Genomic DNA, 20,524 nt, shown 5'->3' with positions numbered 1-20,524 from the left:
GGGCTCACCTCTTCCCATACCGAACAGAGAAGTTAAGCCTATCAGCGCAGATGGTACTGCCACTATGGTGGGAGAGTATGTCACCGCCTTTCTTTTGAAAACCTTCAACTTTTTTGTTGAAGGTTTTTTTTTGCCTTAAATAGAATTTAAACATTATATTTACTGAAATCTGTATTACATTTTAAATATGAAAGAACAAAATTTTAAAAATCATGCTCGGTTAGTAGTTGGTTTTCACGGAGTGACATTTTTATCAATAGTGTTATTATTAGTTGGAGCTATCCGAAATTATATAAGATCGAGTGAAGAAAATCTTTATTCAGCTTCCTTATTAATTTTGGTTTCAGTTATTTTTTTACTCTTATTTTATTTTATAAGATCATTTGCCTTAAAAGCACAAGATAGAGCCATTAGAGCAGAAGAAAAATTACGCTATTTTATACTAACTAGAAAAGCGTTAAGCAATAAAGTTACTACTAGACAAATTATAGGTTTACGTTTTGCTTCGGATGAGGAATTTGTTGCGTTAGTTGATAGAGCTGAAAAGGAAAGTTTGTCAGAAAAAGAAATTAAAAAATTAATCAAAAACTGGAGGGCTGATACGTATAGAGTATAAGTACTAAATAATTATATTGATATATATAAAATTCAGTACTTAAGATTTTTTTTTGCGTGAGCGGTTGAAACGGTATCCTTTTGTTTTTTACAAAAGATTTAGTGAAAGACGCGACGGCAATTTTTATTGCCGGTACGCCCATTTTTTTAATCGTTTAAAATACTTCTTGAGATTACAATTTTTTGAATTTCTGAAGTACCTTCATAAATTTGCGTAATTTTTGCATCTCGCATTAAACGTTCTACGTGGTATTCTTTAACAAAACCATAACCGCCGTGTATTTGTACAGCTTCTATAGTTACTTGCATTGCCATATCGGCTGCATATAATTTTGCCATTGCACCACTTAAATCGTAGTTTTGTTTTTGGTCTTTTTCCCAGGCGGCTTTTATGCAAAGGTGACGCGCGGCTTCAATCTGTACTGCCATATCGGCTAATTTAAATGCAATTGCTTGGTGTTTGCTTATTTCTTTTCCAAAAGCTTTCCGTTCTTTAGAATATTTTAAAGCTAATTCATAGGCACCAGAAGCAATTCCTAAAGCTTGAGAAGCAATTCCAATTCTTCCTCCAGCTAATGTTTTCATGGCGAATTTAAAACCAAATCCATCTTCTCCAATTCTATTTTCTTTTGGTACCTTAACATCCGTGAACATGAGAGAATGTGTATCGGAGCCTCTAATTCCTAATTTATTTTCTTTAGGTCCAACAACAAAACCTTCCATTCCTTTTTCAACAATTAAGGCGTTAATTCCTTTATGCATTTTTTCTGGATCTGTTTGTGCTATTACCAAATAAACAGTTGCATTATTACCGTTTGTAATCCAATTTTTTGTTCCGTTTATTAGGTAATAATCTCCTTTATCAATGGCGGTAGTTTTTTGAGAAGTGGCATCTGAGCCAGCCTCTGGTTCACTTAAACAAAAAGCACCAATTATTTCGCCTTTAGCCAATGGTACTAAATATTTTTGTTTTTGTTCTTCTGTTCCATAATGTTCTAAACCCCAGCAAACTAATGAATTATTAACAGACATTACAACTGATGCAGAAGCATCTATTTTGGAAATTTCTTCCATAGCTAATACGTATGAAACTGTATCTAAACCGCTTCCTCCGTATTTTGGATCAACCATCATTCCTAAAAAACCAAGTTCTCCCATTTTTTTAATTTGTTCTGCAGGGAATTGTTGTTTTTCGTCTCGTTCAATTACGCCGGGAAGTAGTTCAGTTTGTGCAAAATCGCGAGCTGCATTGCGTATCATTATTTGTTCTTCAGATAAATTGAAATTCATAATTGATAAAATTTAGTTTTTAGAAGTACATTTTATCAAATATAATGTTTTTGTAAGTAAAAAAATATTAATTATGTAGAATATTAGTAATGGTAATTTTTGGTTTATGAATAAAAAATCTTGGGATATTATTGGTTTAATGTCGGGCACATCTTTAGATGGTTTAGATATTGTATATGTAAAATTTTATAGTGATAAGGATTCTTATGAATTTAAAATAATTAATTGTGACACTATTCCTTATAGTTTACACTGGGAAAAGACCTTACGGAATGCTTTTAATTTTTCAGAAGAAGAGCTTGATGGATTAAATATTAAATATGGGATTTATTTAGGTGAATCTGTTCAAAATTTTATTTCGAAACATAGTATTTCAAAAATTGATTTTATTGCGTCTCACGGCCATACTATTTTTCATAAACCAGAGGAAGGTTATACGTTACAAATTGGTGATGGGCAAAAAATTAGTGATGTTACAGGTTTAAAAGTAATTTGTGATTTTAGAACTCAAGATGTTGAATTTGGTGGGCAAGGAGCACCATTAGTTCCTATTGGAGATAAGTTGCTTTTTTCTAATTTTAAATACTGTTTAAATTTAGGCGGTTTTGCTAATATTTCATTTGAAAAAAAAGGTGAACGGATAGCTTTTGATATTTGTCCGGTTAATATTGTTTTGAATTATTATTCTAAAATGTTAGGTTTTCAGTTTGATGAAGGTGGAAAAATGGCCAAAAAAGGAAAGATTGATCAAAATTTATTGGAAGAATTAAATTGTATTTCATTTTATAAAGCTCCTACACCAAAATCTTTAGGTTTTGAATTTGTGAAAGATTCAATTTTTCCAATACTTAACAAATATCACATAAAAAATGAAGATATTTTAAGAACTTTTGTAGCTCATGTTGTATTTCAAATTTCGGAATGCTTAGATAATAAATTAGATTCTAGCTTGTTAATTACTGGAGGAGGCGCTTTTAATTCTTTTTTAATAGAAGAGCTTAAAAGTGTAACTAAAAATACAATTGTAATTCCAGATACCAATACAATTAATTATAAGGAAGCATTAATTTTTGCTTTTTTAGGATTGCTTAGAGATGAAAATAAGGTGAATTGTTTAAGCAGTGTTACTGGAGCTGAAAAAGATCATAGTTCAGGAAGAATTTTCACGAAACAAGTTTAGTTTTATTATATTTGTTGGCGTTGTAGAAAATATACACATTAAAAATAAATAATATTACTTTAGAATAACATTCAATCAACTAGTTTAAACAATCATTTATGGAAACACTTATTATAATAATTTTTATTTTAGGTTATTTAGCAATAACTCTAGAACACAATTTAAAATTAGACAAGCTAATACCTGCATTAGGTATGATGGCTATTCTATGGGCTATTGTAGCCTTTGGTATTGATAATTTTACAAATTGGTTTGATTCGGCGGCACACGCATTAATAGACGGATTTGCTGGATTTACAAGTGAAGAAAAGCATCATTTATTAGAAGAAACGTTATTACATCATTTAGGAAAAACAGCTGAGATTTTATTTTTCTTATTGGGTGCAATGACAATTGTTGAAATTATTGATTATTTTGATGGTTTTGCAACTTTTAAAAATTATATTAAAACAAAAAATAAAAGGAGATTATTATGGATTTTTGCAGCTTTAGCTTTTATTTTATCAGCAATTATAGATAATTTAACAGCTACAATTGTATTAATTACAATTCTTCAAAAAATAATTGGTGACAAAGAAACGAGATTATGGTTTGCAGGTTTAATAGTAATTGCTGCTAACGCGGGTGGTGCTTGGTCTCCAATAGGTGACGTTACTACAACAATGCTTTGGATTGGTAAAAAAGTAACAACAGAAAAACTTATTGAATATTTAATTATTCCTTCGTTATTATGTGTTATTGTTCCTGTTGCTATAGCTTCTTTTATGAAGCCTTTTCAAGGAGAGTTGGAGATAACTGAAAATGATGATAATGGTGGACCAGCTAGTAAATATGGACCAACAATGTTATACTTAGGATTATCTGCAATTATTTTTGTTCCAATATTTAAAACAATTACACATTTACCTCCATATGTTGGTATGATGCTTTCTTTAGCTGTAGTAGGTGTGTTTGCAGAAATTTATAGCCGAACTCAATTTAGCATTTCAAAAGCAATTGATGATGATGGAGATGATTCTCACGGATTTCATAGTCCAGTTCATAAATCATTGTCAAAAATTGAAATGCCAAGTGTATTATTTTTCTTTGGTATTTTAATGGCTGTTGCAGCATTGGAATCTTTGGGAATGTTATTTATTGGAGCAGAACATTTAAAAGTTCTTATTCCAAATACAGATGTTGTAATTATGTTGTTAGGTGTTGGGTCTGCAGTTGTAGATAATGTACCTTTAGTTGCTGCAAGTATGGGAATGTTCCAAGAGCCAATAGATGATCATATTTGGCATTTTATTGCGTATTCAGCAGGTACTGGAGGAAGTATGTTAATTATTGGTTCGGCAGCAGGTGTTGTAGCAATGGGTATGGAAAAAATTAATTTCTTCTGGTACTTTAAAAATATTGCTTGGTTAGCTGCTGTTGGTTTTGTAATTGGAGCAATATCCTTTATGTTTATAAGACAATTTTAAGCAGTTTTACTGTCTAAGAATACTATTTAAAAACGATCTTTTCATAGCAGATGAAAAGATCGTTTTTTTGTTTCAAATAAATTTTTTATTTCAATTTATTTACTACATTTAATCCGCTAAAAAAGTACTTTATATTAGATGAATTAAAGGTAATAATAGGTTATTTAAACATACTTATTTTTGAATAATTTATAAGAAACGATTCATGAAAACTACAAAAGTGAATCTGTCTGGTATAAATTTAAATTTTACAATTTTCAAAAGCAAAATCAAACTGTCTTAACATTTAAGAGAGTAGGAGTTATGGTTGTTAAATTGTTAAATATGAAGGCTTTGGAAAGTATATTTAACAATTTAACAATTCACATTTTATGGAGAATATTTTAATTTTAATTTTTATTTTAGGTTATTTAGCAATTACCCTTGAACATTCGTTAAAAATAGATAAGCTTATACCTGCATTATCTATGATGGTTTTTATGTGGGCCGTTATTTCTTTGGGACATTTTAATATTTATAAAGTAGACGAAGTGCTAAAAGCACTTGTACCTGCTGAATTTAATGAAATGTTATTACATCATTTTGGTAAAACCACAGAGATTTTAATATTTTTAATTGGAGCCATGACCATTGTTGAAATTATTGATCACTTTGATGGTTTTTCTGCAATTAAAGGTTTTGTTAAAACTAAAAGTAAGCGTAAACTTATTTGGGTATTTTGTTCTATAGGTTTCTTTTTATCGGCAGTGATAGATAACCTTACTGCTACTATTATTTTAATTTCAATTCTTAGAAAAATTGTAAAATCTAATGAGCTTAGAATTTGGTATGCTAGTTTAATTGTTATAGCAGCAAATGCCGGTGGGGCTTGGTCACCAATTGGCGATGTAACCACAACAATGCTTTGGATAGCGAATAAAGTAACTGCGGCAAAATTAATAGAACATTTACTGTTGCCGTCTATAATTTCTTTATTAGTTCCAATTATAATAGCCTCGTTTTTACCAATTTTCAAAGGAAATTTAGAAGATTCTATAGTAGATGATAACGGATCATCAAAACATAGTAAATTAATGTTTTATTTAGGTTTAGGAGGTATTGTTTTTGTTCCAATTTTTAAAACCATTACGCATTTACCTCCTTATTTAGGAATGATGCTTTCTCTTGCTGTTATTGCAGCTGTTGCGGAAATTATAAGTAGATACAAAATTGAGTTAACTACTTTAGAAGAACATCCAATACATATAAGTCCTGTTCATAAATCACTATCTCGTATAGAATTGCCAAGTGTTTTATTTTTCTTAGGTATATTAATGGCTGTTGCAGCACTAGAATCTGTAGGGAAATTGTTTATGTTTTCAGAATGGTTAAGTACAACGGTTCCTAATATGGATATAGTTGTACTTATTTTAGGAGTTAGTTCTTCAGTTATAGATAATGTTCCATTAGTAGCTGCTAGTATTGGAATGTTTCAACATGAATTAGATGATATGTTATGGCATTTTATAGCATTTTCTGCTGGAACAGGAGGAAGTATGTTAATTATTGGTTCTGCAGCTGGTGTTGTAGCTATGGGAATGGAAAAAATAAATTTTTTCTGGTACTTTAAAAACATCACTTGGTTAGCCGCTGCGGGGTTTTTAGCAGGAGCAATTACTTTTATATTAATGCGTATTTTTATTTTCATTTAAATAAGGTGCTATTTTTTAATTAAATTATTTTCTTTTTTTTTGCGCAAAACAATTTTGTTAATGTACATTCGTTAATTATTAGAACAATTTTTAATTTTTATGGCTAATTCAATTCAAGATACAATTCAAAACACGTCTCAAGTATTATCTGAAACTGTTCAAGAAGAAAAAACACTTTCTATTTATAATTTAATAATGGATGGTGGTTTAGGAGGTCAAATTATAATAGCAATATTGCTTGTTTTATTAGCTGTGGCGCTTTATATTTATTTTGAACGCTTTTTTGCAATTAAAGCAGCTTCACAAACAGATAGTAATTTTATGAATCAAATTAGAGACCATGTATCACATGGAAAATTAGATTCGGCTAAAGTTTTATGTGCACAAGCAAACTCTCCTGCGGCTAGATTAGTTGAAAAAGGAATTACAAGAATTGGAAAACCATTAGCTGATATTCATACTGCCATAGAAAATGCTGGTAGATTGGAAATATATAAATTAGAAAAAAATGTAAGTGTTTTAGCTACAATTGCCGGAGCAGCACCAATGTTAGGGTTTTTAGGAACCGTAGTTGGAATGATTGTTGCAATTCATGAAATTGCAAATGCAGGCGGACAAATTGATATTAAAATGTTATCAGATGGTTTATATACAGCAATGACAACTACAGTTGCTGGTTTAATAGTAGGTATTATTGCATACGTGCAATACAATCATTTAGTGGTTAGAACCAATAAAGTAGTGTATGAAATGGAAGCAAAATCTGTTGAATTTTTAGATTTGTTAAACGAACCAATATAATTGGAATTTATAAGTTTAGTATTAAACATCTTATTAATTTAACAATTCAACAAAAATTAAAGTATGGATATAAGAGGAAGAAATAAGGTAAATCCGAATTTTAATATGTCATCTATGACGGACATTGTATTCTTGCTGTTGATATTTTTTATGATTACTTCAACATTAGTAACTACAAGTGCTTTAGATATTTTATTACCAAAGGCAAGTGGCAAAACTGAAAATAAAAAATCTATAGCAGTTAGTATTACAAAAGGACTTGTTTATTATATAGATAGTAAAGAAGTAAGCGAAACTACGTTAGAACAAGAATTGTTAGTTTTGTTAGAAGGAAAAGAAAACCCTACCATAATTTTAAGAGCCGAAGAAGGTGTACCAATTGAAAATGCTGTAATGGTATTGGACATTGCCAATAGAAACAGATTTAAAGTAATTTTAGCAGTTAGACCAAAATAAGAAATTGAATTTTTTAGAAACTAAATATAAACGACAATCCGCAGCAATAACAAGTGTACTAATGTCCTTGTTATTAGTGATTATGTTTTACTTTGGGATGACGTATTTGGATCCTCCTGAGGAATATGGAATTGCTGTTAATTTTGGAACTTCAGATGTTGGAATGGGAGATATTCAACCAACAGAACCGTTAAAATCTGCTCCGCAGGAAGTGAATCAACAACAGGAAGAAATTGTTGAACAGCAAGATAAGGAAACAGCTACACAAAAAACAGAAGAAGTACTTACGCAAGATAACGAAGATGCAATTGCCATAAAAAAGCAAAATGAAGCTAAAAAAAAGGCAGATGAAGTTGCTCGATTAGAAAAAATAAAGCAAGATGCCATTGCCAAGCAAAAAGCCGAAGAAGAAGCAAAACTTAAAAAAGTAGATGCTTTATTTCGAGGTTTAAGTAATTCTAACGGAACGGCTTCTGGCGGTGAAGGAAATGATAATACGGCAGGAGATAAAGGTAAAATTACCGGAGATCCAAATGCCAATGGTTATTACGGAAATGGTGGAAATGGCGGAGGAGGAGATTATCAATTAGGAAATAGAAAACCAATAACCAGACCTAAACCAGATTATATTTGTGACGAAGAAGGTTTAGTAGTTGTAAGTATTGAGGTAGATACCAATGGGAATGTTATTAAAGCTACGCCAGGCGTAAAAGGCTCTACAAATACAGCGTCTTGTTTATTGTCGCAAGCAAAGGAGGCTGCTTTAAAAACCAAATGGTCATCAGATAGTAAAGCGCCTTCTAAACAAGTTGGAACTATAAAATACAGATTTTCTTTATCACAATAATTTTTAATGAATTACAACAACACTGTTAATTGGATGTTTTCACAATTGCCAATGTTTCAAAGGCAAGGTAAAACGGCTTTTAAAAAAGATTTAACCAATGCTATTGCACTTTCCAAACATTTAAATTTCCCCGAAACAAAGTTTAAAACCATTCATGTGGCAGGAACCAACGGAAAAGGTTCTACAAGTCATATGTTAGCTTCTGTTTTACAAGAAGCTGGCTATAAAGTTGGGTTATATACTTCTCCACATTTAAAAGATTTTAGAGAGCGTATTAAAATTAATGGGAAAGTTATTAGAAAGATTGATGTTATTAATTTTATTAAAAAAAACCAATTGTTTTTTGAACAGCATAAATTATCATTTTTTGAAATGACAGTTGGTTTGGCTTTTGAATATTTTGCTAAACAAAAAGTTGATATTGCCATTATTGAAGTTGGGCTAGGCGGAAGGTTAGATTCTACCAATATAATTACACCAGAGGTTTCTGTAATTACAAATATAGGTTTAGATCACACACAGTTTTTAGGTGAAACCTTAGCTGAAATTGCTTTCGAAAAAGCAGGAATTATTAAAAATTCTATTCCTGTAGTTATAGGAGAATATCAAGAAGAAATTTTTCATGTTTTTGAAGAAAAAGCAAAACAAACAAACTCTGATTTGTATTTGGCTTCAACAGATAGTGACAAAAATTTTCAATCAGATTTGATAGGGATTTATCAAAAGCACAATATAAAAACAGTAGTTCAAACCATACATATTTTAAAATCAAAAGGATATAAAATTTCTGATGAATGTTTAAAAGATGGTTTAAGTAACGTTGTTAGAAACACAGGTCTTTTAGGACGTTGGCAACAAATTAATAACAATCCAAAAGCTATTTGCGATACGGGTCATAACAAAGAAGGCTTGTTTTATGTTTTAAAGCAATTACAAGAAGAAAAATATAATAAACTGCACTTTGTTTTTGGCGTTGTAAATGATAAAGATTTATCGAGCATATTGCATTTATTTCCAAAAGAAGCAGAATATTATTTTTGTAGACCAGATATTCCAAGAGGCTTAAGTGAAATTGAACTTCAAAAACAATGTTCAGAATTTAATTTGAATGGAAATTGTTACCAATCTGTAGATGAAGCTTACAAAACAGCCTTAAAAAATGCTTCTGAAAACGATTTGGTTTTTGTTGGAGGTAGTACTTTTGTTGTTGCTGAAGTTGTGTAGTTTTTTACAATTAGCTAAGTATAAACATATTGACTTTTTGTAATTTTTAGATGCAATTTTTTTTCAAAAAAAACATTCATTTTTTTAATAAAAGCTTTGTTTAATAAGAAATCTAGTTATATATTTGCATCCGCTTAGGGCAATTAGCTCAGTTGGTTCAGAGCACCTCGTTTACACCGAGGGGGTCGGGGGTTCGAATCCCTCATTGCCCACTTAAATTAAAATCCTGATGAATTTTCATCAGGATTTTTTGTTTTGTAATAAGTTTAAATTATTAAGTTAAATGTTTGTAAAATGTTTTTTTTACTGACAGTTGTCATATTTTTATTGTGGAACTTAAGTTACATTTGCAATGTAGATTTAAATATCTACAATCTTTTTCATAGCAATTTTCCCTCTTTAGTTATTAACTTAAGAGGGTTTTTTTTGTATTAAAGTACTGCATCATAAGCAATTTTTAGTTTTTTAATAACAAGTTCTATCTCAGACTCATTTAAATGTCCAAAACCAAATCTAATGGCACAGGTATTTTTATTCTGAAAAAGAATGGTTTTTGGTAAGAGTAAATCGTTTTTTTCGGCTTCTTTAGCTAGTTTTAATAGTGATATTTTAGGATGAAACTGTAACCAAATAGCTAATCCTCCGGAAGGAATTTCCCATTGTGCCGTATCCAAAAAATATTCAGTTAAAAGATTGCATAAATAATCTCTTCTTTTTTTATATATAACAATGTTCTTTTTAGTAAGCCGGTAAATTTCACCTTCATTAATTAATTCCAATAGCATTTGTTCTTGAATTAAATCACCTTGTTTATCTAGCAACTCTAAATAATTTTTAGCTTCCGAAATAAGGTTTTCTGGTGCTATTACAAATCCTATTTGAAAACTTGGAAATAAAGATTGTCCAAGTTTTCCTAAATAAATAACCATTCCGTTGGCATCTGAACTTGCCATTGGTAACATTGCAGATCCTTCATACTGAAAATCATAATCATAATCATCTTCAATAATAGCAAATTCATATTCTTTAGCAAGTTGCAGCAACTCTAAACGGCGTTCAGCACTTAATGTTACTACCGTTGGATAATCTCTATGTGCACATATATATACACATCTAATACTATGTTTTACAAAGTGCTTTTTAATATATTCAATATCTAAACCATTTTTATCTACTGGAATAGTTTTTATTCTTGCTCCTATTTGTTGAAAAATCATATTAGAGGCATAATTACTTAAAGATCCTACTAATACAACATCGTTTGGTTTTATTAAAAGTTGAGATACCACGTATAAACTCATTTCTGTACTACGTGTATTTATTAGGTTATTTGAATTTATATGAAATCCTCTAGTTGCATTTAAGTAATTGCATAATTGAGTTTGAAATAAAGAGTTAAAAAAATTGTATGATCTGTTCCATTTATTTATTAACGGTTTACGTTTCATTGAAGCGCTGTACCACCTTGAGAATTGTTGTACAGGATGCAGGCGTAAATCGGGTTTACCATCATTAATAAAATACTTAGCGTTTGAAAATTGAATGGTTGAAGCTAAATGAAATGACTTTTGAAAATGAAATCCTGTTGTTTTAGCATAAGAATAAGCTTCATTTATTTTTTGAGAGGGAGCTTTAATTTTTGCCGTTTTTTGCTCTGGTTCTAAAACAAATGTTCCTTTATTTGGTATAATTTCAACCCAATTTTGCGAGGCTAATTCTTCGTAAATTGCAACAATGGTATTTCTGTGAACCTTTAATAAATTGCTTAATACACGTGTACCTGGCAGCATTGATCCTTTGCTTAAATAGCCGCGTTGTATTGCATTTATAATTTGCTCTGAAGCCTGCAAGTATAACGGTTGTGACTTAGATTTATCTAAATTAATTAGTTGTTTTAAAAGAGTATTAACCGGACTATCTATCATTTTAAAGCTGGACTATCTTAGTAGTCCGGAAAGTTACTACTTTTGCAGTTATTAAATTACTATTTATGAAAATTTCAATTAATATATTATACATTTTATTATTTTTTTGTGCATCAATATATGGTCAAAATGATACTATTAAATTAAAGGAAGTAATTGTTACAGGAAATAGAATATCACTTCCTATTTCTGAAGATTCTAAAACAATTTCTTATATAAGTGCCGAAATGATTCAAAGTTCTCCAGCCAATAATTTAGCTGATTTATTACAGTCTGTTGCAGGAATAGATGTTAGAAGAAGAGGAGTGGACGGAATGCAGTCTGATTTATACATTAGAGGTGGAAATTTTGATCAAACCTTAGTGCTAATTGATGGAATTAAAATGGATGACGCACAAACTGGGCATCATACTATGAATGCTATTTTGTCTTTAGATAATATTGAAAGTATTGAAATTGTAAAAGGGCCAGCAGCTAGAGTTTATGGACAAAATGCCTTTGCAGGAGCTATTAATATTGTTACTAAAAAAATAACCGACGATTCTTTAAATTTAAAATTGGGTTATGGTTCTTATAATAACAAAAAAGCAGCTGTTGGTATTCAAGAAAATTTTTCTGATGATGCCTCAATTTTAGCACATGTGGAAAGGCAAGAATCTGATGGATATAGAGATAATTCAGATTTTAAAAATAATTCGGTTTTTATTAAATCTCAATTTAAAAATTACACATTAATTTCTTCTTTTAATGACAGAAAATTTGGTGCGGAGAATTTTTACACTTCAAACCCAAGTTATACGGAATATGAGGAAACTGAGAATAGTTTAGTAGCTGTATCATCATCACATTCAATCAGTAATTTATTAATTAAACCTCGCGTTTATTGGAAAAGAAATCAGGATATGTTTGTTTTAAAGCGCGATGATCCTTCGTTTTATAGAAATTTACATATTTCAAATAAAATTGGATTTGAAACTAATATGGTTTACAATTCTAATTTAGGAAAAACTGGGTTTGGTATAGATATAGCAAAAGTTTATTTAAGAAGTAATAATTTGGGTGATAGAGATAGATTAATGTTTAATTCTTTTTTTGAACATAGATTTGACAATTTAGAAAAGTTTGATGTTACATTAGGACTTGCAATTAGTTCATTTTCTGATTTTGACACGCAATTTTTACCAGGTTTAGACCTTGGCTATAAACTAAACGATAATTTTAAGGTTTTTGGAAATATTGGTTATACGTATAGAGTGCCAACATATACAGATTTATATTATTCTGATCCTAGTAATGAAGGAAATTCTGAATTAGAACCAGAATCTGCTATTTCAGAAGAAATTGGGGTTAAATACTTAACCGATTCATTTAATTTTACATTGTCTTTATTTAACAGAAATTCTAGTAATTTAATAGATTGGACACGAAATTCAACGGATGAAAAATGGAAAGCACAAAATTTTAGTGCAGTAGAAACTAAAGGTTTTGAAACATCGGCAAATTTTATTTTTAAATGGGCCAATTTTAATCAACGCTTTGATGTTAGTTACAATTTTATTGATGACAACATAAAAGATCAAGATGTTACCTATACTCGATATTCTTTAAATAGTTTAAAACACCAATTTACAGCCAGTTTAAATACACAGTTTTTTAAATTTTTAAATCAAACTATTTCTTATAGATATGTGGAAAGAACTGAAGGAAGTAGCTATAATTTGGTAGATGCAAAAGTTAGTGTTGCGCTTCATAATTTTGTATTTTCTTTAAATGCTAATAATATATTTAATACTGAATATATTGAAGCTGGTTTGGTGCCAATGCCAAAAGGGAATGTAATGTTTGGTATTGCGTATAAAGTTTATTAATTGAGATAACATATAAAATAAAAGGAGGCTAATAGCCTCCTTTTATTTTATATGATAATTTTTGATATTTTTTTATGTAAGTCATTTATTAGTACTAAAGCTGCAGAACCATACCATTCTTTTAACTCCATAGTTAACGTTTCGGCTTGAATGGCTGGATCAGATGCTGTTAATTTTTTTGCTTCTTCAATAGATTCAACATTAAAAATATAAATACCTCTTAAATCATCATCACCAAAGAAAGGCCCGGCTAAAACTAATTTACCTTCTTCGGCAAGTTTTGTAATATTATCTAAATGTGCTCTTTGTAAATTGGTCTTTGTTATAGAGTCTTTACTTTTATTTGGGCCTCTTTTTAAAAATGCGATTACGTACTTTTTCATACCATAATCATCTGCGCCAATTTTTTTTGCTAGAGAATCATTATAAATAGTATTTGATGTATTTGTAGTTTCAATAACTTCCTTTTTAGTTTCACAACAAGCTATTAAACTTAAAGCTGTAATAGTAATTAAAATATAGTTTTTCATAATAGTTTAAAATTTAGATTTTACTAAAATAACTTTTTTGACTGTGTTTATGATTTTTTTTTGAAAAAATTAGAACCCTTTTAATTGAAATTACAACATTCTTTATTTAAAAACATCTATACCAAAGGACTATTTTTAAAGAATGCTTCTATTGTTAAGAAATTGTTACAAATGTTAAAATTTATGTTATAATTAAGAATGTATTAAAAAATAACTCTAAGAATGTTAAATTTATGTAAATAATACAAAAACCACATTGTCGTATTTTAAAAATAATGTAATTTTGAACTGTTATTGAAGTAGAAATAAGAATAGTTATATTAATTTTTAAAAAGCTTGCAAATTTTTAAATCTTACAAAGGCTATTTAGTCTTTTAATTATACATTAAATTATACAAAATACAAGTGTTTGTATAATATGAAAATAACATTATAGATTGTTTGAATTAAAAAAGCGATAGTTTCTATCGCTTTTTTTTGTGTTATAATTCGGAGAATTCAATACTTAAATTATGCAGAAAGTCAATTGATTTTTTAATTTCTAAGTTTAAAACAATATCATTTTCAATAAAAGGAACTTCTTCTCTGTAAATTTTTAAAAATGATTCTAAAAAGGGAGATGTTTTTGCTGGCAACCTAAAATGTAATGCTTGTGATGCATTTAATAACTCAATGGCTAATATAGTTTCAATATTATTTACAATTTGGTAGGTTTTTGTTGCGCCATTAGCTCCCATACTCACATGGTCTTCTTGTCCGTTGCTTGAAACAATAGAATCTACAGATGATGGTGTTGCTAATTGTTTATTTTGGCTTACAATACTTGCCGCAGTATATTGTGGAATCATAAAGCCACTATTTAATCCAGGGTTTTTTACTAAAAAAGGTGGTAAACCTCTTAAACCAGAAACTAATTGAAATGTTCTTCTTTCGGAAATGCTTCCAAGTTCAGCCATAGCAATTCCTAAAAAGTCAAAAGCCAAGGCTAAAGGTTGCCCATGAAAATTTCCTCCTGAAATTATTTCATCTTCATCAATAAAAATATTTGGGTTATCTGTAACGGCATTAATTTCAGTTAAAAAAACTTGTTTACAATAATCAATTGCATCTTTGGTGGCTCCGTGAACTTGTGGCATACATCTAAATGAATAAGGATCCTGCACTTGTTCTTTATGCTGTTGTATTAGTTCGCTCTCTTGTAGAAATTCATTAATTCTTTCGGCTGTTTTAATTTGACCTTTATGTGGTCTAATTTTATGAATTAATTCGTTAAAAGGTGAATTTCTTCCATCAAAAGCTTCTAATGATAATGTTCCAATTAAATCGGCATAATAAGAAAGTTTTAATGCTTTTAAAATTAAATGAACACCGTAAGCACTCATAAATTGCGTACCGTTTAACAGTGCTAAACCTTCTTTCGATTTTAAATCTATTTTTTCCCAATTAAATTTTTTAAGCAGTTCTTCGCCAGAAATTCGTTTGTTTTTATATAGTACTTCTCCCTTTCCAATTAATGGTAAAGATAAATGCGCTAACGGAGCTAAATCACCAGAAGCACCTAACGAACCCTGAGTGTAAACTATTGGTAAAATGTTATTATTATAAAAATCTATCAACCTTTCTACGGTTATAAGTTGTACGCCAGAATGACCATAACTTAACGATTGAATTTTTAAAAAGAGCATTAATTTTACAATTTCTTTTGGTACTTCACTTCCTGTACCACAAGCGTGACTCATAACCAAGTTTTCTTGTAAAAGTTGTAAGTTGTTATTGTTAATTTTAACGTTACATAATGATCCAAAACCAGTATTTATTCCGTAAATGGGCGATTTATCTCGTTTAATTTTTTCATCTAAATAACACCTACAATCATTAATTTTTTTAATTACTTCATTAGAAAGTTTTAATTTTTTTCGGGAAAAAATAATTGTGTTTAAAACATCAAAAGTTACTATTTCAGATGTAATAAAATGGATTGAACTCATAATATATATTTGGTAATTCAAAGTTGATTAATACTAACAACATATGCAAATAATTTGTTAAAGTAATGGTATTTAATTGTTGTTTGAGATTATGTTATATCTTTGAAAATTAAACAATAATTAAAAAAAATGAGAAGAATTTGGTTTTTATTAGTTTCTATTGTGTTGGTTTCATGTAGTAAAAATGCTACGTATGTTACTTTAAACGGGAAATTAAATTCAACAGGAGTTGAAAAATTAGTAGTGGAAGGAAATAACTTTATGAAAGAAATTAGTGTAAATGCTGATGGGACATTTTCAGATACCTTAAAAGTAACTGACGGAGTTCATGCAATTTCAAATGGAAATGATAGAATTACATTGTTTTTAAAAAACGGTTATGATTTACAATTAGATTTTAAAGGAAATACATTGGCTGATGGAATTAAATATTCTGGAGTTGGTGCAGAAACAAATAATTTTATGGAAAATAAACGTATGTTTTTTATGAGTGATTTTGCAAATCCTAAAACATATTTTTCTTTAGAAAAAGATGCGTATACAGCAAGAATAGCAGAAGCAAAAACCTTATTGAAAAAATACAAAGACGAAGCGAAGGATTTAGATTCAGTAATTAACGCAATGGATATAAGAAATGACGAAATGTTTTTTGGTTATATAGAGTCTAATTACGATATAATGTATGAGAATTTAGCGAAATTTGCTAAAGGAAAGGCATCGCCAGTATTTGAAAATTATGAAAATTTTAAGGGAGGAAAAACTTCTTTAAAAGATTTAAAAGGTAAATATGTTTACATTGATGTTTGGGCAACTTGGTGCGCACCTTGTAAAGTTCAAATACCATTTTTAAAAACCTTAGAAAAAGAATATCATGGTAAAAATATTGAGTTTGTTAGTATTTCAGTTGATAAACCTGAAGCTTATAATACTTGGAAAGAAATGGTGAAGGAAGAGGCGTTAGGAGGAATTCAATTATACGCCGATAACAATTTTGAATCGAAGTTTATTATGGATTATGGAATAAATTCTATTCCAAGGTTTATTTTAATAGACCCAAATGGAAACATTGTGGATGCTGATGTGCTTAGACCTTCAGATCCTAAATTAAAAGAATTATTTACCGAGTTAGGAATATAAATTAAAAAGCGCTGAGAAATCAGCGCTTTTTTTATGTTTAAGTTTCTGGCTTGTCATTTTCATTACTTGTATCTTCTTCTGTTTCTTCTGGTGCAAATAATTGCAATAAGGCATTTGGTAAATAGTCTAAAATAGTTGAAGCTGTAAATGTTTCATAGCCTGTTTCTTGTATTGCAATATCTGCTGTTTTACCGTGTAAGTATACGCCAAAAATTGCTGCTTCTTTAGAGCTATAGCCTTGCGCCACCAATCCGGTTATTAAACCAGTTAAAACATCTCCACTTCCTGCAGTTGCCAAAGCCGGATTTCCAGTTGAGTTGAAATATAAACAATCACCATCTACAATTACAGTATTTGCGCCTTTAATTACTAATAGTACAGTATTGGTTTTTGAAAACTCAATGGCTTTTTTTAATTTATCAAAATCATTTTTCCAAGCACCAATTAAACGTTCCAATTCTTTTGGATGCGGTGTTAAAATAGAATTTTTTGGTAAAAGATGTAAAAGTTCAGGATGTATAGAAAGTATATTAATTCCATCGGCATCTATAATTAAAGGAAGTTGATTTTCTTTTAAAAAATTTCTAAAACCTATTCTTGTTTTTTCTAGTGTACCCATTCCTGGTCCAATTCCAATTACTGTTGGTTTTGTTTTAAAATTAAAGTAGTTTAAGGCGTCATCATCATCAACTTCAACCATAACTTCTGGAATAGAAATTTGTAAAATAGTATAACCACATTTTGGCACGTAAGCACTTACAAGTCCACTACCAATTTTTAAAGCGGCTTTTGCAGCTAGAGATATTGCACCAATTTTTCCAAAACTACCTCCAATAACTAATGAATGACCAAAATTTCCTTTATGAGACCATTTATTTCGAGGTTTGTAGATTGTTAAAATATCTTCTTTGGTTGTATATTGAGTTTTTGGTTTTAAGCTTTCAATAAAATTTTGATCTAAACCAATATTTATTACTTCCCAAGTTTTGACAAAATCTTTATTTTCTGGTAATAAAAAGACTAGTTTTGGAGTTTGAAAAGTAAGTATATGACCAGCTTTTAATACAGCATTTTTATCTGAAACCGATTTGTGTCCAAATAATCCAGAAGGAAAATCAATAGCTAGCGTAAATACTTTAGTACTGTTAATGTATTGAATTAATTTTTTGGTAAAACCAGAAGGGTTTCTAGAAAGACCAATGCCAAAAATGGCATCAATAACAATATCTTCAAAGGCAATTACGGGGAACTCATTTTCATTTTTAATAACCTTTGGCCATTTTCCTATTTCTTTTAGTTTATTATAGTTTTCTAAAAACTCAGGAGATCTTTTATCGCTAAAATTTACCACATAACAGTCAATATTGTAACCGTGTAAGTGTAAAAGTCGTGCAATAACTAGTCCATCGCCTCCGTTATTTCCAATGCCACAGAAAACGTGAATTTTTATGTTTTGCCCTTGTAATCGTTGATGAAGCCAATTAAAGCATTGCGTAGCGGCATATTCCATTAAATGGAGTGATGTTATTTCGTTATTGGAAATAGTTGCTGCATCTGCTTTTGCAATTTGTTTAGGAGATAGTATATACATAGCATTAAATTTAATAAAAAAAACCTCTCCAATTGGAGAGGTTTTTATAATTTTTTAGCCTTTAAATTCGCCCATATTATCGAATTTTTCCATTCGTTTTTTAACCAAATCTTTTATGCTTAACTTTTTTAATTGTTCAAAGGCTTCAAGAATTGTTTTTTCAACTTCTTTAAAAGCTGTTTCTCTATCGTAATGAGCTCCTCCTAAAGGTTCTTTTATAATACCATCAATTAATTTTTGTTTTTTCATGTCTTCAGCCGTTAATTTTAACGCTTCAGCAGCTTTTTCTTTATGTTCCCAACTTCTCCATAAAATAGAAGAACAAGATTCAGGAGAAATAACAGAATACCAAGTGTTTTCCATCATATAAACCAAATCACCAACGCCAATTCCAACTGCACCACCAGAAGCACCTTCACCAATAATAATGGTAATAATTTGTGTTTTTAATTTAGACATTTCAAAAATGTTACGAGCAATGGCTTCACCTTGACCTCTTTCTTCGGCTTCTAAACCAGGATAAGCACCCGGAGTATCTACTAAAGTTACTACTGGAATTCCAAATTTTTCAGCCATTTTCATTAAGCGTAATGCTTTTCTATAACCTTCAGGATTTGCCATTCCAAAATTTCTATATTGTCTGGTTTTGGTATTGTATCCTTTTTGTTGGCCAATAAACATAAATGATTGATCTCCAATTTTGCCTAAACCACCTATCATAGCTTTATCATCTCCAACACTTCTATCGCCGTGAAGTTCCATAAAGGTGTTTCCGGCTAGCGCAGTTATATGATCTAAAGTGTACGGTCTGTTTGGATGTCTAGAGAGTTGAACTCTTTGCCATGCAGTTAAGTTTTTATATATATCTTTTTTTGTTTTTAGCAATTTTTTGGTAATGTTTTTGCAACTTTCAGTAACATCAACATCACTTTCTTTTCCAATTAATTCGCATTTTTCTAATTGTTCTTCTAGCTCCTTAATAGGTAATTCAAAATCTAAATATTCCATATTCTTTATTTTTAGATGTAACTACAAATATACTAACTTAAAAAAAAGGATTGATAAGTTATATTGTTTTTTTATTTTTTATAATTCCATTTATTATTACCGTGAAAAATATTACAAGTGCTCCAATATAAAATTGCGAGCTCATTTGTTCTTTTTCACCAAACACTAACACCGCTAAAATAATTCCATAAACAGGCTCTAAATTAATAGTTAACATTACGGTATAGGGTGTTAAAAATTTCATTAATTTAACAGATACAATAAATGCGTATGCTGTACAAATACTGCTTAAAATTACTAAATAAAATATATCTGATGTTGTTAAGGTAAATTCTTTAACGCTAAAACCAGTGGTTAAAAGTATAAAACCTGTAATAAATAGAACACCGAAGAGTAATTGATAAAATGATATTATTTCGGCATCATGTTGGCGTACGTATAAACCATTTAATACCGAGAAAAGTGCCGATAAAAATGCTGCAATTAGTCCATAAATTATTCCTATGGTGTAGCCGTTGTCAATATTAAAAATAATATATAAACCAGAAATTACTATTAAACCAAAAAATAATTCTAAAAGATCAAGTTTTCTTTTAAAAAATAGGGGTTCAATTAATGAAGCAAATAAGGCTCCAGTACTTAAAGAAACTAATGTAACCGAAACATTGGAAACTTTAATAGCTGTAAAAAAGGCAATCCAATGAAGTGCAATTATAACGCCACCAATAAAAAATTTTAAAATTAGTTTAGGTGAAATTTTTATAGATTTTTTAGTTAAAAGAAAATATATAAATACAAAAAGTACGGCTATAGACATTCTATACCATACTAATGGAATTGCATCTAGGCTAATAAGCGCTCCTAAAATTGCGGTAAAACCCCAAATAAACACTAATAAGTGTAAGTG

General features: G+C 29.6%; 17 protein-coding genes, 1 tRNA gene and 1 rRNA gene. 12 read left to right on the top strand and 7 right to left on the bottom strand.

The window, feature by feature from the left end; all coding sequences use genetic code 11:
• Together rrf and ABY298_RS07930 are read left to right on the top strand one after the other, a co-directional pair.
• Nucleotides 1–92: ribosomal RNA gene (gene rrf, locus ABY298_RS07935) — 5S ribosomal RNA — on the top strand; the annotation flags it as partial.
• Nucleotides 93–187: 95 nt separating this feature from the next.
• A complete protein-coding gene (locus tag ABY298_RS07930) occupies nt 188–616 on the top strand; it encodes a DUF6526 family protein (protein WP_372745486.1) in 429 nt (142 codons plus the stop codon).
• 146 nt (nt 617–762) lie between these two features.
• Here ABY298_RS07930 and ABY298_RS07925 read toward each other — a convergent pair whose 3' ends face one another.
• Nucleotides 763–1,905, bottom strand: coding sequence for an acyl-CoA dehydrogenase (locus tag ABY298_RS07925; protein WP_372745485.1), 1,143 nt, complete (start codon nt 1,903–1,905; stop codon nt 763–765).
• Nucleotides 1,906–2,011: 106 nt separating this feature from the next.
• On the opposite strand from ABY298_RS07925, the gene ABY298_RS07920 reads away from it, so the two are divergent.
• The 8 genes from ABY298_RS07920 (at nt 2,012) to ABY298_RS07885 (ending at nt 9,782) form a co-directional block, all read left to right on the top strand.
• Complete coding sequence (locus tag ABY298_RS07920) at nt 2,012–3,085, top strand: anhydro-N-acetylmuramic acid kinase (RefSeq protein ID WP_372745484.1); 1,074 nt, start codon at nt 2,012–2,014, stop codon at nt 3,083–3,085.
• Nucleotides 3,086–3,183: 98 nt separating this feature from the next.
• Nucleotides 3,184–4,551 carry a sodium:proton antiporter NhaD gene (gene nhaD, locus ABY298_RS07915; RefSeq protein WP_372745483.1) on the top strand — a complete coding sequence of 456 codons (1,368 nt, stop codon included), beginning with the start codon at nt 3,184–3,186 and terminating at the stop codon, nt 4,549–4,551.
• Nucleotides 4,552–4,922: 371 nt separating this feature from the next.
• Nucleotides 4,923–6,242, top strand: coding sequence for a sodium:proton antiporter NhaD (nhaD, locus tag ABY298_RS07910; RefSeq protein ID WP_372745482.1), 1,320 nt, complete (start codon nt 4,923–4,925; stop codon nt 6,240–6,242).
• Nucleotides 6,243–6,341: 99 nt separating this feature from the next.
• Nucleotides 6,342–7,043: a MotA/TolQ/ExbB proton channel family protein gene (locus ABY298_RS07905; RefSeq protein WP_372745481.1), complete on the top strand. Its 702-nt coding sequence runs from the start codon at nt 6,342–6,344 to the stop codon at nt 7,041–7,043.
• A gap of 63 nt (nt 7,044–7,106) precedes the next feature.
• Complete coding sequence (locus ABY298_RS07900; protein ID WP_372745480.1) at nt 7,107–7,499, top strand: ExbD/TolR family protein; 393 nt, start codon at nt 7,107–7,109, stop codon at nt 7,497–7,499.
• A 61-nt stretch (nt 7,500–7,560) separates the two neighbouring features.
• Nucleotides 7,561–8,346 (top strand): energy transducer TonB, encoded by a 786-nt coding sequence (locus ABY298_RS07895; protein ID WP_372745479.1) that lies wholly within the window; start codon nt 7,561–7,563, stop codon nt 8,344–8,346.
• A gap of 6 nt (nt 8,347–8,352) precedes the next feature.
• Nucleotides 8,353–9,570 (top strand): folylpolyglutamate synthase/dihydrofolate synthase family protein, encoded by a 1,218-nt coding sequence (locus ABY298_RS07890; protein ID WP_372745478.1) that lies wholly within the window; start codon nt 8,353–8,355, stop codon nt 9,568–9,570.
• Between the two features lie 137 nt (nt 9,571–9,707).
• Nucleotides 9,708–9,782: transfer RNA gene (locus ABY298_RS07885), tRNA-Val, on the top strand.
• A 219-nt stretch (nt 9,783–10,001) separates the two neighbouring features.
• Here ABY298_RS07885 and ABY298_RS07880 read toward each other — a convergent pair.
• Nucleotides 10,002–11,495 carry a PLP-dependent aminotransferase family protein gene (locus ABY298_RS07880; protein WP_372745477.1) on the bottom strand — a complete coding sequence of 498 codons (1,494 nt, stop codon included), beginning with the start codon at nt 11,493–11,495 and terminating at the stop codon, nt 10,002–10,004.
• A gap of 65 nt (nt 11,496–11,560) precedes the next feature.
• On the opposite strand from ABY298_RS07880, the gene ABY298_RS07875 reads away from it, so the two are divergent.
• On the top strand, nt 11,561–13,363 hold the full coding sequence (locus ABY298_RS07875) for a TonB-dependent receptor (RefSeq protein WP_372745476.1): 1,803 nt from the start codon (nt 11,561–11,563) through the stop codon (nt 13,361–13,363).
• A 47-nt stretch (nt 13,364–13,410) separates the two neighbouring features.
• Here ABY298_RS07875 and ABY298_RS07870 read toward each other — a convergent pair whose 3' ends face one another.
• Nucleotides 13,411–13,893, bottom strand: coding sequence for a YciI family protein (locus ABY298_RS07870; protein WP_372745475.1), 483 nt, complete (start codon nt 13,891–13,893; stop codon nt 13,411–13,413).
• A gap of 482 nt (nt 13,894–14,375) precedes the next feature.
• On the bottom strand, nt 14,376–15,881 hold the full coding sequence (gene hutH, locus ABY298_RS07865) for a histidine ammonia-lyase (protein ID WP_372745474.1): 1,506 nt from the start codon (nt 15,879–15,881) through the stop codon (nt 14,376–14,378).
• Between the two features lie 129 nt (nt 15,882–16,010).
• Here hutH and ABY298_RS07860 point away from each other — a divergent pair, with 129 nt between their 5' ends.
• Nucleotides 16,011–17,018: a TlpA family protein disulfide reductase gene (locus ABY298_RS07860; protein WP_372745472.1), complete on the top strand. Its 1,008-nt coding sequence runs from the start codon at nt 16,011–16,013 to the stop codon at nt 17,016–17,018.
• Nucleotides 17,019–17,055: 37 nt separating this feature from the next.
• Here ABY298_RS07860 and ABY298_RS07855 read toward each other — a convergent pair whose 3' ends face one another.
• The 3 genes from ABY298_RS07855 to ABY298_RS07845 form a co-directional block, all read right to left on the bottom strand.
• Nucleotides 17,056–18,609, bottom strand: a complete 1,554-nt coding sequence (locus ABY298_RS07855) for an NAD(P)H-hydrate dehydratase (RefSeq protein ID WP_372745471.1) — start codon at nt 18,607–18,609, stop codon at nt 17,056–17,058.
• Nucleotides 18,610–18,663: 54 nt separating this feature from the next.
• Nucleotides 18,664–19,617 (bottom strand): acetyl-CoA carboxylase carboxyltransferase subunit alpha, encoded by a 954-nt coding sequence (locus tag ABY298_RS07850; RefSeq protein WP_372745470.1) that lies wholly within the window; start codon nt 19,615–19,617, stop codon nt 18,664–18,666.
• Between the two features lie 58 nt (nt 19,618–19,675).
• Nucleotides 19,676–20,524: DMT family transporter (locus ABY298_RS07845; RefSeq protein WP_372745469.1), on the bottom strand; the 849-nt coding region annotated here is incomplete at its 5' end.

Source organism: Lutibacter sp. (assembly GCF_041596795.1).
In the GTDB taxonomy this organism is placed as follows: domain Bacteria; phylum Bacteroidota; class Bacteroidia; order Flavobacteriales; family Flavobacteriaceae; genus Lutibacter.
Note: the sequence above shows the minus strand (reverse complement) of the source record. Positions and strands in the feature narration are given on the sequence as shown.

Bases quoted from the DNA above. Each gene is read 5' to 3' on its own strand.
- ABY298_RS07930 (WP_372745486.1), top strand. From the start codon at position 188: ATGAAAGAACAAAATTTTAAAAATCATGCTCGGTTAGTAGTTGGTTTT.
- ABY298_RS07925 (WP_372745485.1), bottom strand. From the start codon at position 1,905: ATGAATTTCAATTTATCTGAAGAACAAATAATGATACGCAATGCAGCT.
- ABY298_RS07920 (WP_372745484.1), top strand. From the start codon at position 2,012: ATGAATAAAAAATCTTGGGATATTATTGGTTTAATGTCGGGCACATCT.
- nhaD (WP_372745483.1), top strand. From the start codon at position 3,184: ATGGAAACACTTATTATAATAATTTTTATTTTAGGTTATTTAGCAATA.
- nhaD (WP_372745482.1), top strand. From the start codon at position 4,923: ATGGAGAATATTTTAATTTTAATTTTTATTTTAGGTTATTTAGCAATT.
- ABY298_RS07905 (WP_372745481.1), top strand. From the start codon at position 6,342: ATGGCTAATTCAATTCAAGATACAATTCAAAACACGTCTCAAGTATTA.
- ABY298_RS07900 (WP_372745480.1), top strand. From the start codon at position 7,107: ATGGATATAAGAGGAAGAAATAAGGTAAATCCGAATTTTAATATGTCA.
- ABY298_RS07895 (WP_372745479.1), top strand. From the start codon at position 7,561: ATGTCCTTGTTATTAGTGATTATGTTTTACTTTGGGATGACGTATTTG.
- ABY298_RS07890 (WP_372745478.1), top strand. From the start codon at position 8,353: ATGAATTACAACAACACTGTTAATTGGATGTTTTCACAATTGCCAATG.
- ABY298_RS07880 (WP_372745477.1), bottom strand. From the start codon at position 11,495: ATGATAGATAGTCCGGTTAATACTCTTTTAAAACAACTAATTAATTTA.
- ABY298_RS07875 (WP_372745476.1), top strand. From the start codon at position 11,561: ATGAAAATTTCAATTAATATATTATACATTTTATTATTTTTTTGTGCA.
- ABY298_RS07870 (WP_372745475.1), bottom strand. From the start codon at position 13,893: ATGAAAAACTATATTTTAATTACTATTACAGCTTTAAGTTTAATAGCT.
- hutH (WP_372745474.1), bottom strand. From the start codon at position 15,881: ATGAGTTCAATCCATTTTATTACATCTGAAATAGTAACTTTTGATGTT.
- ABY298_RS07860 (WP_372745472.1), top strand. From the start codon at position 16,011: ATGAGAAGAATTTGGTTTTTATTAGTTTCTATTGTGTTGGTTTCATGT.
- ABY298_RS07855 (WP_372745471.1), bottom strand. From the start codon at position 18,609: ATGTATATACTATCTCCTAAACAAATTGCAAAAGCAGATGCAGCAACT.
- ABY298_RS07850 (WP_372745470.1), bottom strand. From the start codon at position 19,617: ATGGAATATTTAGATTTTGAATTACCTATTAAGGAGCTAGAAGAACAA.